General features: G+C 59.5%; 15 protein-coding genes. 9 read left to right on the top strand and 6 right to left on the bottom strand.

Going from position 1 to position 16,508, the window contains the following annotated elements:
* Positions 1–53 precede the first annotated feature (53 nt).
* Both AC1MEW_RS10060 and AC1MEW_RS10055 read left to right on the top strand, forming a co-directional pair.
* A complete protein-coding gene (locus AC1MEW_RS10060; protein ID WP_207202658.1) occupies positions 54–959 on the top strand; it encodes a LysR family transcriptional regulator in 906 nt (301 codons plus the stop codon).
* 186 nt (positions 960–1,145) lie between these two features.
* Positions 1,146–1,322, top strand: coding sequence for a hypothetical protein (locus AC1MEW_RS10055; protein ID WP_201206261.1), 177 nt, complete (start codon positions 1,146–1,148; stop codon positions 1,320–1,322).
* Positions 1,323–1,331: 9 nt separating this feature from the next.
* Here the strand turns inward: AC1MEW_RS10055 and AC1MEW_RS10050 are convergent, their stop codons facing one another.
* A complete protein-coding gene (locus tag AC1MEW_RS10050) occupies positions 1,332–2,228 on the bottom strand; it encodes a helix-turn-helix domain-containing protein (RefSeq protein ID WP_201206263.1) in 897 nt (298 codons plus the stop codon).
* A gap of 189 nt (positions 2,229–2,417) precedes the next feature.
* Here AC1MEW_RS10050 and pobA point away from each other — a divergent pair, with 189 nt between their 5' ends.
* Positions 2,418–3,602, top strand: a complete 1,185-nt coding sequence (gene pobA / locus AC1MEW_RS10045; protein WP_416195315.1) for a 4-hydroxybenzoate 3-monooxygenase — start codon at positions 2,418–2,420, stop codon at positions 3,600–3,602.
* Positions 3,603–3,682: 80 nt separating this feature from the next.
* Positions 3,683–5,197: an MDR family MFS transporter gene (locus AC1MEW_RS10040; RefSeq protein WP_201206268.1), complete on the top strand. Its 1,515-nt coding sequence runs from the start codon at positions 3,683–3,685 to the stop codon at positions 5,195–5,197.
* Between the two features lie 134 nt (positions 5,198–5,331).
* Here AC1MEW_RS10040 and AC1MEW_RS10035 read toward each other — a convergent pair whose 3' ends face one another.
* From AC1MEW_RS10035 to AC1MEW_RS10020, 4 genes are all read right to left on the bottom strand, one after another.
* Positions 5,332–6,180 (bottom strand): cache domain-containing protein, encoded by an 849-nt coding sequence (locus AC1MEW_RS10035; protein WP_201206270.1) that lies wholly within the window; start codon positions 6,178–6,180, stop codon positions 5,332–5,334.
* A 290-nt stretch (positions 6,181–6,470) separates the two neighbouring features.
* Complete coding sequence (locus AC1MEW_RS10030; RefSeq protein ID WP_322269500.1) at positions 6,471–7,319, bottom strand: ATPase; 849 nt, start codon at positions 7,317–7,319, stop codon at positions 6,471–6,473.
* Positions 7,320–7,415: 96 nt separating this feature from the next.
* A complete protein-coding gene (locus AC1MEW_RS10025) occupies positions 7,416–8,408 on the bottom strand; it encodes an NAD-dependent epimerase/dehydratase family protein (RefSeq protein WP_201194176.1) in 993 nt (330 codons plus the stop codon).
* Positions 8,409–8,462: 54 nt separating this feature from the next.
* A complete protein-coding gene (locus AC1MEW_RS10020; protein ID WP_201206274.1) occupies positions 8,463–9,356 on the bottom strand; it encodes a LysR family transcriptional regulator ArgP in 894 nt (297 codons plus the stop codon).
* A 96-nt stretch (positions 9,357–9,452) separates the two neighbouring features.
* Here AC1MEW_RS10020 and AC1MEW_RS10015 point away from each other — a divergent pair, with 96 nt between their 5' ends.
* The 3 genes from AC1MEW_RS10015 to AC1MEW_RS10005 all read left to right on the top strand — a co-directional run bounded on the left by AC1MEW_RS10015 (position 9,453) and on the right by AC1MEW_RS10005 (position 11,236).
* On the top strand, positions 9,453–9,854 hold the full coding sequence (locus AC1MEW_RS10015; RefSeq protein WP_480426178.1) for an ACT domain-containing protein: 402 nt from the start codon (positions 9,453–9,455) through the stop codon (positions 9,852–9,854).
* A 6-nt stretch (positions 9,855–9,860) separates the two neighbouring features.
* Complete coding sequence (locus AC1MEW_RS10010; RefSeq protein ID WP_201206278.1) at positions 9,861–10,463, top strand: LysE/ArgO family amino acid transporter; 603 nt, start codon at positions 9,861–9,863, stop codon at positions 10,461–10,463.
* Positions 10,464–10,639: 176 nt separating this feature from the next.
* On the top strand, positions 10,640–11,236 hold the full coding sequence (locus AC1MEW_RS10005) for a superoxide dismutase (RefSeq protein WP_201194184.1): 597 nt from the start codon (positions 10,640–10,642) through the stop codon (positions 11,234–11,236).
* 173 nt (positions 11,237–11,409) lie between these two features.
* Here AC1MEW_RS10005 and AC1MEW_RS10000 read toward each other — a convergent pair whose 3' ends face one another.
* A complete protein-coding gene (locus AC1MEW_RS10000) occupies positions 11,410–11,667 on the bottom strand; it encodes a DUF6124 family protein (RefSeq protein WP_480426177.1) in 258 nt (85 codons plus the stop codon).
* A 1,186-nt stretch (positions 11,668–12,853) separates the two neighbouring features.
* Here AC1MEW_RS10000 and AC1MEW_RS09995 point away from each other — a divergent pair.
* Both AC1MEW_RS09995 and AC1MEW_RS09990 read left to right on the top strand, forming a co-directional pair.
* Positions 12,854–14,905 carry a putative bifunctional diguanylate cyclase/phosphodiesterase gene (locus tag AC1MEW_RS09995; protein ID WP_201206279.1) on the top strand — a complete coding sequence of 684 codons (2,052 nt, stop codon included), beginning with the start codon at positions 12,854–12,856 and terminating at the stop codon, positions 14,903–14,905.
* Positions 14,906–15,135: 230 nt separating this feature from the next.
* Positions 15,136–16,485 carry an imelysin family protein gene (locus AC1MEW_RS09990; protein ID WP_201256711.1) on the top strand — a complete coding sequence of 450 codons (1,350 nt, stop codon included), beginning with the start codon at positions 15,136–15,138 and terminating at the stop codon, positions 16,483–16,485.
* Positions 16,486–16,508 lie beyond the last annotated feature (23 nt).

The following is a 16,508-nucleotide window of genomic DNA, read 5'->3' as shown; positions in this document are numbered from 1 at the left end:
AGTACAAAAAATGCGATGCTTGAACATAGTTTGTTTCTGAAAGTGAGCAAATCATGGATCGTCTACAAGCAATGCGGGTGTTCGTCTCGGTGGTGGACCTCGGCAGCCAGTCAGCGGCGGCCGATCACCTGGACCTGTCACGGCCGGTGGTTTCGCGTTATTTGGCGGAACTGGAAGATTGGGTCGGCGCCCGGCTGATGCACCGCACCACGCGCAAGCTGAGCCTGACCGCTGCTGGCAGCGAGATCCTGCCGCGCTGTCGGCAGATGCTCGACTTGTCCACCGACATGCAAGCCGCCATCAGCGAACCGGACGAAGCGCCCCGTGGCCTGCTGCGGATCAGCGTCAGCACCTCGTTCGGCCAGGCGCAACTGGCGGACGCCATGGCCGCTTACGTCAAGCGCTACCCCGGCGTCAGCATCGATATGCAGATGATCGACCGCACGGTGAACCTGGTCGATGAGCGCATTGACCTGGCGATCCGCACCAGCAACGACCTGGACCCGAACCTGATCGCCCGCCGACTGACGGTGTGCCGCTCGGTGATCTGCGCCTCCCCGGCTTACCTGCAAGAACACCCGACGCCGCAGCGGGTCGAGGACTTGAGCCAGCACAACTGCCTGACCCACTCCTACTTCGGCAAAAGCCTTTGGCATTTCGAACAGGATGGCGAGCAGGTGTCGGTGCCGGTGCAGGGCAACATCAGCGCCAACGAGGCCAGCACCCTGCTGCGCGCGACCATGGCCGGTGCCGGCGTGGCGATGCTGCCCAGCTACCAGGCCGGCGTGCACATTCACAGCGGCGAGTTGATCCGCCTGCTGCCCCACGCCGAGCCACGACAAATGAACATGTACGCGGTCTACGCCTCACGCAAACACATGCCGGCGACGATGCGCAGTATGCTGGACTTCCTGGTGCTCAGATTCCCCGAAGAACCGGCGTGGGATGTGGGGTTTTAAGATCTTCTCGTATCAGTCACCTCTATGTTGGATGTGCCGACGCTTTCGCGAGCAAGCCCGCTCCCACAGAGGTGCATTAGTGTCCTGAATACCGGGTTACATGGGAGGGTCGCGCGGGTGGCAACTCAGTGGCGCTGACCTATGCTGAAGGTAATACCGAAGGGTATTCGTTCAGAGGTCAACGCCATGAACATCAGAACAAGAAGGTACCTCGCCATTTTCATCACCTGCGCGGCGACGCTGGCGCTGTATGGCACCGCTGCCTGGCGGGTCGAGCAGTTGCGCAACCTGCCTCGTGAATTCGCGAGCTGCAACTTCGAGCGCTGCATTCCCCACAACGCGACCCTCAACGCCCTTCGCTAGCGAAGCGTGTCAGGCCTCGTTGTCCTGATCGGCCTTCAAGCGGTCGCGGAAGGCCTTGGGCGAGATCCCCACTCGTCGCCGAAACAGGCGCGTGAAGTTGGTTGGATCGGAAAACCCCAACACGTCGGACATTTCGTAAATGGTCATGCTGGTGTAAGTCAGCAAGCGCTTGGCTTCCAGCAACTGCCGTTCGTGCATGATCTGTAACGCCGGTTGCCCCGCCAGTTCACGGCAGGTGCCGTTGAGGTGGGACACGGAAATCCCCAACCGATGGGCCAGGTCCTCGACCTTGACGTGCTGGCGATAGGTCTCTTCCACCAGTTGAATAAACCCGTTGAGGTATTCCCGGGCGCGCTGCGGACGTTGACTGGCACTGCGGCGCTGGATCACCTGGCGGCTGACCCAGACCATGATCACGCTGACCAGCGAATGCATGAGCATTTCCCGAGCCGGTTGATGACCGGTGTATTCGCTTTGCAGCGCCGCAAACAGACTGTTGAGGTACTCGCTGTCCTTGCCAGCCGGGTAACTTTCGGCTTGCGCCAGGGCGTTCACCGAATTGCCCAGTTGCACCTGCAGATGGGCAACCAACGGCGCGGCCAACGTCACGACAAAACCTTCGACGTCTTCAGAAAAGCGATAACCGTGCACCGATAACGGCGGCAGGATCAGCATTGCCGGCTCGGTCAAATCAGTGCGTTTACCTTCGATTTCAAGCTCTGCCTGACCTTTGAAAACGAAGAGTAACTGGCACAAATCAGCATGGCGGTGGGGTTTGATTTCCCATTGATGTTCGCGGCTGCGTTTGGAAATGGTTTCACAGTGCAGCAAGTCGGGGGTCGGCCAGTCCAGGCTTTCACCGTAGAGCTTGAACACCGGAATCGAAGGCAGGTCAGGCTTGTTCATCACTTCAATCCAGGCCTCGGGGGTAGACGGGGCGATAATCGCACCGATTGGCAGAATGTACAGGTATCGGCTCAGTTTTCACCTTCAATTGACAGACTCGCAAGGGAAAAATGCAAGCACTCGATCCATAAAAATTATTCACCGGCCGTGGTCGCGTGAAGCTTGCGAGTCATAAAAACAATGAAAACGCTGAAAACCCAAATCGCCATCATCGGCGCCGGTCCGTCCGGTTTATTGCTTGGTCAGTTGCTGCACAACGCAGGCATCGACACTCTGATTCTCGAACGCCAAACGCCGGATTATGTGCTCGGCCGAATCCGCGCCGGCGTCCTTGAACAAGGCATGGTAGAGCTGTTGCGTCAGGCCGGTGTCGGTCAGCGCATGGACGCCGAAGGGCTGGTTCATGGCGGCTTTGATCTGGCCCTCGACGGCCGCCAGGTGCACATTGACCTGCACGCCCTGACCGGCGGCAAAACCGTGATGATCTACGGCCAGACCGAAGTCACCCGCGACCTGATGGCCGCTCGTCGGGACGCCGGGGCACAGACGATTTATGCGGCGAGCAACGTCGTCCCTCACGGCATGAAAACCGATGAAACCTTTGTCACGTTCGAAAAGGATGGCGAAACGTATCGCCTCGATTGCGACTACATCGCCGGGTGCGACGGCTTCCACGGCGTGGCCCGGCAATCGATTCCCGCCGAGAGCCTGAAGGTCTTTGAGCGGGTCTACCCGTTCGGCTGGCTGGGGATTTTGGCTGACACCCCGCCGGTCCACGAAGAGTTGGTCTACGCCCGCCACGAACGCGGGTTCGCTCTGTGTAGCATGCGTTCGGCGACCCGCACTCGCTATTACCTTCAGGTGCCGACCGAGGAACAGGTCGAGGATTGGTCCGATCAGCGTTTCTGGGATGAACTCAAATCCCGACTGCCACAGGCGTTGGCGGCAAAACTGGTCACCGGGCCATCCATCGAGAAAAGCATCGCGCCGCTGCGCAGCTTCGTGGTGGAACCGATGCAGTACGGGCGGATGTTCCTGGTCGGCGACGCGGCGCACATCGTCCCACCCACCGGCGCCAAGGGCCTGAACCTGGCGGCCAGCGACGTCAGCACATTGTTCAATATTCTGCTGAAGGTTTACCGCGACGGGCGCGTGGACTTGCTGGAGAAGTACTCCGAAATCTGCCTGCGCCGGGTCTGGAAAGCCGAGCGATTTTCCTGGTGGATGACCTCGATGCTGCACCGCTTTGACGAGCACGATGCATTCAGCCAACGCATCAGCGCCTCGGAACTGGACTACTTCGTCAACTCCGAAGCCGGGCGAAAAACCATTGCAGAAAATTACGTCGGGCTTCCATACGAGGCTATCGAATAGCCTGCTATCGACTTACACTGGCGAGCACTAACCCGCTCGCCTTGCCTCTTGCGGGAAAATCACTGCCCGCAGGTTTTATCGTGACCAATCTGAACCAGCCTGAAACGCCCAAACCGGCCATTCGCAGTGTGCTGATCGCCCTGATGCTGGCGATCTTTCTCGGCGCGCTGGACCAGACCATCGTGGCCGTGTCGATGCCGGCCATTTCCGCGCAGTTCAAAGATGTCAGCCTGCTGGCCTGGGTGATTGCCGGTTACATGGTGGCAATGACCGTGGCGGTGCCGATCTACGGCAAGCTCGGCGATCTGTACGGTCGACGCAAGTTGATGTTGTTCGGGATGGGGCTGTTCACCATTGCGTCGTTCTTTTGCGGCATGGCCCAAAGCATGGAGCAACTGGTGCTGGCGCGGATCCTTCAAGGTATCGGCGCCGGCGGGATGATTTCGGTTAGCCAGGCGATCATCGGCGACATCGTCCCGCCCCGGGAGCGCGGTCGTTATCAGGGTTACTTCAGCAGCATGTACGCAGTGGCCAGTGTCGCCGGGCCGGTGCTCGGCGGGTACATGACCGAGTACTTGTCGTGGCGCTGGGTGTTCCTGATCAACCTGCCGCTCGGGCTCGGCGCGTGGCTGGTGGCCAATCGCACACTGGTCGGGCTGCCAGTGCCGCAGCGCAAACCGATCATTGATTACCTCGGCACATTGCTGATGATCGTCGGCTTGACCGCGCTGCTGCTCGGCATCACTCAAGTCGGTCAGGGCCATTCGTGGCGCAGCGCCGAAGTGCTGGGCCTGCTCAGTTGCGCGGTGGTGGTGCTGGCGGTGTTCGTCTGGCATGAGCGGCGGGCGCGGGAGCCGTTGCTGCCGATGCATTTGTTCGCCAACCGCAATGCGATCTTTTGCTGGTGCACGATTTTCTTCACCAGTTTCCAGGCCATTTCCTTGATCGTGCTGATGCCGCTGCGGTTCCAGAGCGTCACCGGTGCCGGGGCCGACAGCGCCGCGCTGCACCTTTTGCCACTGGCGATTGGCTTACCGATTGGCGCCTATTTCGCCGGACGCCGCACCTCGGTAACCGGGCGCTACAAACCGATGATCCTGAGCGGTGCGCTGCTGATGCCGATCTCGATTCTCGGCATGGCGTTCAGTGCGCCTCAAGACTTACTGATGAGCAGCCTGTTCATGTTGTTCAGCGGGATTGCCAGCGGCATGCAATTTCCGACCTCGTTGGTCGGCACACAGAACTCGGTCGAGCAACGGGACATTGGCGTGGCCACCAGTACCACGAACCTGTTTCGTTCGTTGGGTGGCGCGGTGGGTGTGGCGTTGATGTCGGCGCTGTTGCTGGCGTTGTTGCAGGACTCCAGTTTCGCTCACATCGCTGGATCAGCAATTGGCGAGGGCAGTTCGGGGAATGTCTTGCTCGATGGTTTGAACGCTGCACCGGGGGATGCGCAGAACGCCTTGCGGGCGGAGTTGCTGCTGACCTTCCGGCATTTGCTGATGGTCAGCGCGGCGGTGTCATTGCTGGGGCTGGCGGCGGCGATTGCGATGCCGAACAGGGTGTTGCGGGGGCGGGAAGATAAGGTCCGATAGATAGACCGAGGCGCGGCCTTCGCGAGCAAGCCCGCTCCCACAATTGATTTCTGTCGTACACAAAATCTGTGATCGCTGGAAATCCAATGTGGGAGCGGGCTTGCTCGCGAAAGCGGTCTATAAGTCACGACGATTCAAGGGCTGTAATACCCGACAGCCACCAGAAAATGCCCGACCTTCTTCAGGTACGCATGCTTGTCCTCGACCTTGCCGGTCACCGGGTTCTTCCAGCGATACTCGTACTCTCCCCGATCCTGCTTGCCCATAATTGCCAGAATCGGCTCGCCCACCGGTTTGCCTTCCGGGTCGTTGACCTTGCCGAAGTCGGTGTTGATCAGCCGCAGATTGGTGCCATGAGCCACGTAGCGCTGGTTATTCAGGTCAACCACAAAGACGTATAGATCGTCCTGCAAGTACCCGCCCTTGAGCGAGTTGATCGCCGTCAGCGTGCCCTTCTCGTCCTTGGTCAGGTCAGTTGCCGCTTTATCGAGCAAGGCCTGGGCTTGCTGCGCCGATGCGCGAGGCAGGTAGTAGCCGACCGCCAGGATCCGCTGACCAATGCGCTGATAGAACACGTGCTTGCGTTCGACCTTGCCGTCGGCCCAGTTCTGCCAGTGGTATTCGGCCTGTTGAATGCCGTTGCCCTCCGGCACGTTCAAGGCGTCTTTGAAGGCTTTCTGCAAATCCGGTGGCAGCGTCTGCGACACATCCCGGCCGATCAATGCCGAAGACGGCCCACCGCTGGCGAGCATGACGCCCTTGGTATCGACCACAAACACGTAACGGTCCTTGTCGACAAACTCGCCCTGACGGCTGAATGCAGCGAAGGCCTTGTCGCCATTGTCGTGGTAGTACGCCAGGGCTTTTTCGAGCAAGGCCCTGGCAGCCTGGCCCTCATCCTTTGGCGCCGTGGCCGCCTGAACCTGGCCCAGGCTCAGCAAAAGCATCCCGCCCAGCAAGGCTAACTTGTGCACAAACCCCATAACGCATCCCCCGTTCTTGTTGATGTTTCAAGAGCGTAGACGGGCTGGGGATATGTATGAATATTCAGAAAATCACTGCGTCACAGTGGTAAGACAGGCTTTTGTGGCGAGGGAGCTTGCTCCCGCTCGGCGGCGAAGCAGTCGTAAAACCTGAGAATGCGGTGTGCCTGACACAATGCAGGGGAGCGCTTCGCACTCCAGCGGGAGCAAGCTCCCTCGCCAAAAAATCACCTCGCCACAGGCAAGCCTCCCATAACAAAGGCTCCTCGCCAGAGGTATGGTGTGCCGGACTACTGCGCCCGGGCGTTGATCTGCTGTTGCAGATTCTGGATCTGCGACTGAAGGGTATTGAGGTTGCGGGTGGTCTGGCCGCGGAACGCGTCGAACTCGGCGGTATTGGTCGCGCCTTGTGGGGCGGCCGGGCGGTTGTCCTGCTGGGCTTTGAGGATGACGATTTCCTGTTCCAGACGATCGATCGCAGTGCTCGGGTTGCCCTGTTTCTTCAGCGCAGCGATGTCGGCGTTGAGGCTTTTGAGCTCGGCGTCGACTTTGCTGGTGTCGGCAGGCGCGCTCTTCAGGGCGACCAATTCACCGCTCAAGGCTTTGACCTGAGCCTGCAACTGCGTGTTGGCCGCCTGTTGCTCGGTGGTTTGCGCGGTCATTTGCGCCAGGCGCTTGTCCAGTTCGCTGGTCTGACCGACCACACCTTGTTGTTGCTGACTCTGATCCTGGAGTTTGCTTTCCAACTGCTTGATCTGCAGTTTCAGCGCTTCGCTGTCGCTGTTGACGTTGGTCTGACTGGCCACGACCTTGCCGGAAATGTCCTGCAAGCGCCCCGCCGCTTCCTCACTGATCCGCGCGAAACTTTCCTGGGTCGCCACCAGTTGCTGCTCCATCAGCGAAATCTGCTGAAAACTCCACCAGGCCAGGCCCGCGAAGGCAAAGAACAAGGCGCCGACCAGTGCCCACAACGGGCCAGTGCTCGGGCCTTTGACTTTAACCGCCGCAGCGCTGCGCGCAGGTGCGGCGGTGCGATCACGAACGACCGGAATGGTCGGAAATTCATCGTGGTCGTGAACGTCGGCGCGCAGGCTTGGTACATCGTCGAAATCGTCGTTGGCATCGTTACGCATGGACATTGAGTCAACCTTTGTGGAACGCGGTGGTGGCTTGATGCGGCGAAGTATAACCCCCACTGCCGCACCGATTGACCCTGAACCCGGAACTCGGTTCAGTCAGCGAATGTCCTGGGCCTTCCACCAGCCGCAAAATTCATCGAGGGCCGCCCAGAGACTGACCTTCGGATCGTAGTCCAGATAATGCCGGGCACGGCTGATGTCCAACGTGAAATTTTTGTTCATAACCTGCATGCCCAGACGCGACAGGGTCGGCTCGGGACGCCCAGGCCAGAGCTTGCACACGCCCTCATTGAGCGCCGCTACGCTGTAGGCCAAGCCGTAGGAACGGTAGCGAGTGACCTGTGGGACGTCCATTTTTCGCATCACGTAATTCACCACATCCCACAACGGCACCGGCGTACCGTTGCTGATGTTGTAGGCCTTGCCCAACGCCGAACCGCTGGCCAGCAAACTGCTGAGCAACGCTTCGTTGAGGTTTTGCATGCTGGTGAAATCAACTTTGTTCAAGCCGTTGCCGACAATCGCCAGACGCCCCTTGCGCTGCATTTTCAGCAGGCGTGGGAAGATGCTCATGTCACCAGCCCCCGTGACGAAACGCGGGCGCAGGGCGATGGTTTCTAGACCGAACTCCTGGGCGCCAAAGACCTTTTGCTCGGCGAGGAACTTGGTCGCGGCATAGTGATGCTTGAAGCGTTTAGGCACCTGCTCTTCGGTCAGGCCCAGATGATCGCGGCCATCGAAGTAGATCGACGGCGACGACAAATGCACCAGCCGCCGGACCCGTTGCTTCAGGCAAGCCTCGACCACATTTTCAGTGACCTGGACATTGCCCTGGTGAAAGTCCTGATAACGGCCCCACAAACCAACGGCGCCAGCGCAATGGACCACGGCTTCAACGTCCGAGCACAGGTCACGCACCAGTTCCGGGTCGCTCAAGTCTCCCTGGATGAACTCGGCGCCACGGCGCACCAGGTGCTCGACGCCCTCGGCCCGGCGACCGTTGACCCGCACGTCCAGGCCCTGCTCCAGGGCGAAACGCGCAAAGCGTCCGCCAATGAAGCCGCTTGCGCCGGTGACCAGAATTTTCATGTAAAGCTCCGATGTCTATCGTTTTGCGTAATGCGTGAGTCTTGACGCTGCCCGTCAGTCCAACGGCACCAGCCATTGCTTCGACGAACTTACCAATTGGTCAGTCAGTAAACCCAGTAACTGACCGCCATTGCGCCAATGATGCCAGTACAACGGCACATCAATCGGCTTATCTGGCAATAGTTCCACTAAAACACCGCGTTCGAGTTGCTCGCGCACCTGCAATTCCGGCACCAGGCCCCAACCGAGCCCCGCCTCCGTAAGGCGGATAAAGCCTTCGGACGATGGGCATAAATGGTGTTCGAAACCGCCGTCCACGCCTAAGGACGCGAGGTAGCGATGCTGTAGGAAATCGTCCGGGCCAAACACCAGCGCCGGCGTGCGCGGCAACAACTCGGCACGCACACCGTCGGGGAAATGCCGGGCAACGAATGCCGGGCTGGCCAACGCCCGGTAACGCATGGCGCCCAACAGCACGCTCCGCGCCCCGGCCACCGGGCGTTCGCTGGCGCAAACACAGGCCGCCACTTCGCCGGCGCGCATGCGTTTGAGACCCACGGTCTGGTCTTCCACCACCAGATCCAACAGCAAATGTTGCTCGGCGCAAAAATCCCCGACGGCGTCGGCCCACCACGTAGCGAGGCTATCAGCGTTGAGGGCGATGCGCAGGCGTTCCGGCAGACCTTCTTCGTCCAGCGCCGGCACCAGCGTCTGCAAATCCCGCTCAAGCAAGCGCACCTGCTGCACATGGTTGAGCAAGCGCCGACCGATTTCGGTGGGCGCTGGCGGTGTGACACGCACCAACACCGGTTGGCCGACCCGCGCTTCCAGCAGTTTGATCCGCTGGGAGATCGCCGATTGCGACAAACCCAGCACCTGCGCGGCACGTTCGAATCCGGCCTGCTCGACCACGGCGGCCAAGGCAGAAAGCAATTTATAGTCGAACATCAGTTTTCCTAATGAGCGATCAGCACTATTGGTTTTTCTTATACAGCGTAGCGCCGGAGAATGGCCAGCAAGAACTTTTGAACAAGGAATACCGACATGGCTGGCGAAACTTCATTGGCAACCCTGCTACGCAGCATGAGCCCGCACCTCAACGTCGGCGAATACGTGTTCTGCACCCTGCGCGACGGCACGCTGCCGGCAGGCCTGGAAATCGTCGGCAGCTTTCGCGAGCAGGAAGGCCTGACAGTGATTCTGGAACGTTCCCACGCCGAAAAGGCCGGTTTCAGCTTCGACTACGTCGCTGCGTGGATCACCTTGAACGTGCATTCGGCCCTGGAAGCCGTCGGCCTGACCGCCGCTTTTGCCACAGCGCTGGGCAAGGCCGGCATCAGTTGCAACGTAATCGCCGGCTACTACCACGATCATTTATTCGTCGGCCAGGCCGATGCCGATCGTGCCATGCACGTGCTGCGGGATCTGGCAGCCAACGCGGAGTAAAACCTTATGTGGCAAAGCTATGTAAACGGCCTGTTGGTCGCTGCGGGGCTGATCATGGCGATCGGCACCCAGAATGCGTTTGTGCTGGCCCAAAGTCTGCGCCGCGAACATCACCTGCCGGTTGCCGCACTCTGCGTGGCCTGCGATGCATTATTGGTCGCCGCCGGGGTCTTCGGCCTGGCGACGGTGCTGGCGCAAAACCCGACGCTGCTGGCGGTTGCCCGTTGGGGCGGTGCGGTGTTTCTGATTTGGTACGGCAGCCAGGCATTGCGCCGGGCCTGCTCGAAACAAAGCCTGCAACAAGGCGAAAACCAGACCGTACGCTCACTGCGGGCGGTGATGCTCAGTGCGCTGGCGGTGACGCTGCTCAACCCGCACGTTTATCTCGATACCGTGTTGCTGATCGGCTCTCTCGGCGCACAACAATCGGTGCCCGGCGCTTATGTCGTGGGGGCGGCGAGTGCGTCGTTGCTGTGGTTTTTCACTTTGGCGCTGGGCGCTGCATGGCTGGCACCGTGGCTGGCCCGGCCCAGCACCTGGAGGATTCTCGACCTGCTGGTGGCCGTCATGATGTTTACCGTAGCGATTCAACTAATCACCTCGGCCTGAATATTCTAAAAGGCTTTGGAACCTCTATCCCACACAGTTGTTGCGTGGTTATGCCGCACCCCCGGTGCTATGATCCGGTTCGATGCGCCGCAAAGAGTACAAACTCCCCGGCGCTTGTCTGGCCGCCCGTGATCGGCCTTGCGCTCACCGCAACTGACCTGATTAGGAGAATCATCATGGCTTTCGAATTGCCGCCGCTGCCTTACGCACACGATGCCCTGCAGCCGCACATTTCCAAGGAAACTCTGGAATACCACCACGACAAGCACCACAACACCTACGTCGTGAACCTGAACAACCTGGTGCCAGGCACCGAGTTCGAAGGCAAGACTCTGGAAGAAATCGTTAAATCTTCTTCGGGCGGTATCTTCAACAACGCCGCTCAGGTCTGGAACCACACCTTCTACTGGAACTGCCTGGCGCCAAACGCCGGCGGTCAACCTACCGGCGCACTGGCTGATGCCATCAACGCAGCCTTCGGTTCGTTCGACAAGTTCAAAGAAGAATTCAGCAAAACCTCCATCGGCACCTTCGGTTCCGGCTGGGGCTGGCTGGTGAAAAAGGCTGACGGTTCCCTGGCCCTGGCCAGCACCATCGGCGCCGGCAACCCGCTGACCAGCGGCGACACCCCGCTGCTGACCTGCGACGTCTGGGAACACGCTTACTACATCGACTACCGCAACGTTCGTCCGAAGTATGTCGAAGCGTTCTGGAACCTGGTCAACTGGAAATTCGTGGCTGAGCAGTTCGAAGGCAAAACCTTCACCGCTTAAGATCGATACCAGTCAAAAAACCCGGCTTAGGTCGGGTTTTTTTATGGGTGTTGGATATGTATTGCCTGGTAGGCCGCCTTCGCGAGCAAGCCCGCTCCCACATTGGAATGCGTTCCCCTGTGGGAGCGGGCTTGCTCGCGAAGAACGATGACGCGGTCAACCTGACTGAATGCCTATTGCTGCGGATCGACAATATCCAACGCCCGATTCACGGCCAACTCCGCCAACATCACGATCTGCGCGATAGCCAGCGCCGTATTGCGTTGGGGACCTGTCAGGCCGGTGGCGAAATCACTGGCCAGGACACTCGCGGAGGCCAATGACTCACAGGCATTTGCCAGGAGCGATTCGATGTCCATGTTCGGGGAAATCATGAACATGGGATTCGGGGGATGGGGGTTGATGGGCGGATCGGGGATTAACTTATCCAATTACATTTCCTTTTGAGTTGGAGCCATCCACTCCCGATCTCACTCGAAGAAGAGGTGGCAGCTATGTGCAGGGTGAGATCACCGGCAAAAGGAACCCGGCCGGACCTAAGTCCGCCCGCACACAGCCGCCATAAAACAATTACTGACAGCCCGAAGCTGGCGGCAATTATGGGGGGCCTTGCGCTGGTTTCCAATTGCTAGCCGGGGATCTCACACCCGGTCGCTGATGTTCAGCGACAGCCAAAAGGTTATTGAGCCCGCTTCCGACAGGCAACCTGAAAACCTCGTGGGAAAGTTCTACCGACGTCCTACACAGTAAAAACCCCAGTAGGAGTGAGCCTGCTCGCGATAGCGGCAAGTCAGCCAGATTGAAATTGAATGCGCCAACGCCATCGCGAGCAGGCTCACTCCCACAATGAATTGATGTGTGACAGGAAGAAACAGGTCGACTGTCAGGCCGCCTTCGCGGGCAAGCCTCGCTCCTACAAAAGCAAAATCAAAAGCAGGAGCTGCGTACACCACCCGCTCTTCACCACTCATTAGGCCGAGCGTTAGCTCGCCTGCTCTTGATCTTGATCTTGCTCTACCCGCCCCTTCGGAAGGCTGAGTGGAGGTGTTCATCTGGGGGTCAGGCGCGTAGCGCCGTGCGGCGAAGCCGCACACATCGAGAGGAGGTCGAAGCGAAGCCGACCGTAGGCGATGCCCCCAGATGAATACCGGAACGAAGGCACGCCGAGCCTAAGCGAGGGGCCGGACGCCGGGGCGAGACCTTTTGGTTACTTTTGGGGCGTTTGCCAAAAGTGACCCGCTGTAAGAGCGGAACCATAAGAAGCCGTTACCGCAGCAACGGATATGTACCCAACCACCAAGAGCATGGTCGGCCCAAAGGCCGCCAAGCCCAACCCAGTCAAATCGCAATTTCCTACGATGAAACAAGCCAAGAGCCCCTTGCCCCAGAGCCACAGCCGACTAACATCAACCCAAAGGAAAAATACTCCCAATCCCCCTCAAGTTGCAGCCCAAAACTACCGACACAGTACAAATAGGACAAATACTCAAAACAACAGCATATTAGCCAAGCTACAGGCAAAATCCCCTGAGCTGAATTGTCCCTTTGACTGCCACCACGGGATTGCCAATACTCATGGCAACTTGATGCTACCCGCACGGAACAAGGAATAACCCTTTGAAGCTGGAACTCAAGAACAGCTTGTCGGTGAAGTTGCTCCGGGTCGTGCTCCTGTCGGCATTGATCGTCGGCGTAGTCTTGAGCTGCGCGCAGATCGTTTTCGATGCCTATAAAACACGTCAGGCCGTAGCCGGCGACGCCCAACGCATCCTCGACATGTTCCGCGACCCCTCGACCCAGGCCGTCTACAGCCTGGACCGGGAGATGGGCATGCAGGTAATCGAAGGCCTGTTCCAGGACGACGCCGTGCGCCAAGCCTCCATCGGCCATCCCAACGAAGCCATGCTCGCGCAAAAATCCCGCGAACTGCAGCACTCCAACAGCCGCTGGCTGACCGACCTGATCCTCGGCCAGGAACGCACCTTCACCACCCAACTGGTGGGTCGTGGCCCCTACAGCGAGTATTACGGCGACCTGAGCATCACCCTCGACACCGCCACCTATGGCCAGGGTTTCATCGTCAGCTCGGTGATCATCTTTATTTCCGGGGTGCTGCGCGCGCTCGCCATGGGCCTGGTGCTGTATCTGGTTTACCACTGGCTGCTGACCAAACCGCTGTCGCGAATCATCGAGCACCTCACCGAGATCAACCCCGACCGCCCCAGCGCACACAAGATCCCGCAGCTCAAGGGCCACGAAAAAAACGAACTGGGCATCTGGATCAACACCGCCAACCAGTTGCTCGAGTCCATTGAGCGCAACACCCATCTGCGCCATGAAGCGGAAAACAGCCTGCTGCGCATGGCCCAGTACGACTTCCTCACCGGTCTGCCGAACCGCCAGCAATTGCAGCAGCAACTGGACAAAATCCTCGTGGACGCCGGCAAATTGCAGCGTCGGGTTGCCGTACTGGTCGTAGGACTGGACGACTTCAAAGGCATCAACGAACAATTCAGCTACCAGACCGGCGACCAACTGCTGCTGGCCCTGGCCGATCGCTTGCGCGCCCACAGCGGTCGCCTCGGCGCCCTCGCCCGCCTGGGCGGCGACCAGTTTGCGCTGGTCCAGGCCGACATCGAACAACCCTACGAAGCGGCCGAGCTGGCCCAAAGCATTCTCGATGACCTGGAAGCGGCGTTTGCCCTCGACCATCAGGAAATCCGCCTGCGCGCCACCATCGGCATCACCCTGTTCCCCGAGGACGGTGACAGTACCGAGAAGCTGCTGCAAAAAGCCGAGCAGACCATGACCCTGGCCAAGACTCGCTCGCGCAACCGCTATCAGTTCTATATCGCCAGCGTCGACAGCGAAATGCGCCGCCGCCGCGAACTGGAAAAAGACCTGCGCGACGCCCTCGCCCGCGATCAGTTCTACCTCGTCTACCAGCCGCAGATCAGCTATCGCGACCACCGAGTGGTCGGCGTCGAAGCGTTGATTCGCTGGCAACACCCTGAGCACGGGCTCGTACCGCCCGACCTGTTCATCCCGCTGGCCGAACAGAACGGCACCATTATCGCCATCGGCGAATGGGTGCTGGATCAAGCCTGCAAGCAACTACGCGAGTGGCACGACCAGGGGTTTGTCGACCTGCGCATGGCGGTGAACCTGTCCACCGTGCAACTGCACCACGCCGAGTTGCCGCGGGTGGTCAATAACCTGCTGCAGATGTACCGCCTGCCACCGCGCAGCCTGGAACTGGAAGTCACCGAAACCGGCCTGATGGAAGACATCAGCACCGCCGCCCAGCATTTGCTGAGCCTGCGCCGCTCCGGTGCCTTGATCGCCATCGACGACTTCGGCACCGGCTACTCGTCACTCAGCTATCTGAAAAGCCTGCCGCTGGACAAGATCAAGATCGACAAGAGCTTTGTGCAGGACCTGCTCGATGACGACGACGATGCAACCATCGTTCGGGCGATCATCCAGTTGGGCAAGAGCCTTGGCATGCAGGTGATTGCCGAAGGCGTGGAAACCGCCGAGCAAGAGGCCTACATCATTTCCGAAGGCTGCCACGAAGGTCAGGGTTACCACTACAGCAAACCGCTGCCGGCAAGGGAGTTGAGCGCTTACTTAAAGCAGGCCCAGCGCAGTAACGCGGTCATTCTTTGAATTCTTAGTCATTGCCAAAAGATCGCAGCCTTCTGCAGCTCCTACATGGATCGCATTCCCAGTAGGAGCTGCCGAAGGCTGCGATCTTTTGATCTACAGCACCGCCGCCATCTGAATAAGAAATATTTCCAAGCGCTACCCTTTACACATAATGCGAAAGATTTGCATCATGTCGCAGTTTTGCGCGCCCACAGCGCCATTCCACCCTCTATCGAAGCAGGATGTTCGCCATGATTCGTATGCCTCTGGCTACCGCCAGTCTGTTGGCCATCGCTATTTCCCTCGCCGGTTGCGGCGAAGGCAAAGACAAGGCCGCCGCGTCGCAAGCGCCGACCCCGGCCGCCAGCACCGCCGCTGCCCCAGCTACTACGCCAGCCGCTGCCGGTAAAGTCGACGAAGCCGCCGCCAAAGCCGTGGTCGCGCATTACGCCGACATGGTCTTCGCTGTTTACAGCGATGCCGAATCTACTGCGAAAACCCTGCAAACCGCCGTTGACGCTTTCCTCGCCAAACCGAACGCCGAGACCCTGAAAGCCGCCAGAACTGCCTGGATCGCCGCTCGCGTTCCTTACCTGCAGAGCGAAGTGTTCCGCTTCGGCAACACCATCATCGACGACTGGGAAGGTCAGGTGAACTCCTGGCCACTGGACGAAGGCCTGATCGACTACGTCGACAAGTCCTACGAACACGCACTGGGTAACCCGGGCGCCACCGCCAACATCATCGCCAACACCGAAATTCAGGTCGGCGAAGACAAGGTCGACGTCAAAGACATCACCCCGGAAAAACTCGCCAGCCTGAACGAGCTGGGCGGTTCCGAAGCTAACGTTGCCACCGGCTACCACGCCATTGAATTCCTGCTGTGGGGCCAGGACCTGAACGGCACCGGCCCTGGCGCTGGCAACCGTCCTGCTTCCGATTACCTGGAAGGCGCCGGCGCAACCGGCGGTCACAACGATCGTCGCCGCGCTTACCTGAAAGCCGTGACCCAACTGCTGGTCAGCGACCTGGAAGAAATGGTCGGTAACTGGAAGCCGAACGTGGCCGACAACTACCGCTCCACCCTGGAAGCCGAACCTGCCGAAACCGGCCTGCGCAAAATGCTGTTCGGCATGGGTAGCCTGTCCCTGGGCGAACTGGCGGGCGAGCGCATGAAGGTTTCCCTGGAAGCCAACTCCCCGGAAGACGAACAGGACTGCTTCAGCGACAACACCCACAACTCGCACTTCTACGATGCCAAAGGCATTCGTAACGTGTACCTGGGCGAATACACCCGCGTCGACGGCACCAAAATGACCGGCGCCAGCCTGTCGTCTCTGGTGGCCAAGGCCGACCCGGCTGCCGACAACGCACTGAAAGCCGACCTGGCTGCCACCGAAGCCAAGATCCAGGTCATGGTCGATCACGCCAACAAGGGTGAGCACTACGACCAGTTGATCGCTGCCGGCAACACCGCAGGCAACCAGATCGTACGTGACGCCATAGCGTCGCTGGTCAAGCAGACCGGTTCGATCGAACAAGCCGCTGGCAAACTGGGCATCAGCGACCTGAACCCGGACAACGCTGATCACGAGTTCTGATCAACGTTGGCTGAATAAAAGGC

This window comes from Pseudomonas sp. ASL4, assembly GCF_056680395.1.
Note: the sequence above shows the minus strand (reverse complement) of the source record. Positions and strands in the feature narration are given on the sequence as shown.

Excerpts from the sequence above, each read along its gene's own strand:
- AC1MEW_RS10060 (WP_207202658.1), top strand. The coding sequence starts at position 54 with ATGGATCGTCTACAAGCAATGCGGGTGTTCGTCTCGGTGGTGGACCTC.
- AC1MEW_RS10055 (WP_201206261.1), top strand. The coding sequence starts at position 1,146 with ATGAACATCAGAACAAGAAGGTACCTCGCCATTTTCATCACCTGCGCG.
- AC1MEW_RS10050 (WP_201206263.1), bottom strand. The coding sequence starts at position 2,228 with ATGAACAAGCCTGACCTGCCTTCGATTCCGGTGTTCAAGCTCTACGGT.
- AC1MEW_RS10035 (WP_201206270.1), bottom strand. The coding sequence starts at position 6,180 with ATGGGGTTTGTGCACAAGTTAGCCTTGCTGGGCGGGATGCTTTTGCTG.
- AC1MEW_RS10030 (WP_322269500.1), bottom strand. The coding sequence starts at position 7,319 with ATGTCCATGCGTAACGATGCCAACGACGATTTCGACGATGTACCAAGC.
- AC1MEW_RS10025 (WP_201194176.1), bottom strand. The coding sequence starts at position 8,408 with ATGAAAATTCTGGTCACCGGCGCAAGCGGCTTCATTGGCGGACGCTTT.
- AC1MEW_RS10020 (WP_201206274.1), bottom strand. The coding sequence starts at position 9,356 with ATGTTCGACTATAAATTGCTTTCTGCCTTGGCCGCCGTGGTCGAGCAG.
- AC1MEW_RS10015 (WP_480426178.1), top strand. The coding sequence starts at position 9,453 with ATGGCTGGCGAAACTTCATTGGCAACCCTGCTACGCAGCATGAGCCCG.
- AC1MEW_RS10010 (WP_201206278.1), top strand. The coding sequence starts at position 9,861 with ATGTGGCAAAGCTATGTAAACGGCCTGTTGGTCGCTGCGGGGCTGATC.
- AC1MEW_RS10005 (WP_201194184.1), top strand. The coding sequence starts at position 10,640 with ATGGCTTTCGAATTGCCGCCGCTGCCTTACGCACACGATGCCCTGCAG.
- AC1MEW_RS09990 (WP_201256711.1), top strand. The coding sequence starts at position 15,136 with ATGATTCGTATGCCTCTGGCTACCGCCAGTCTGTTGGCCATCGCTATT.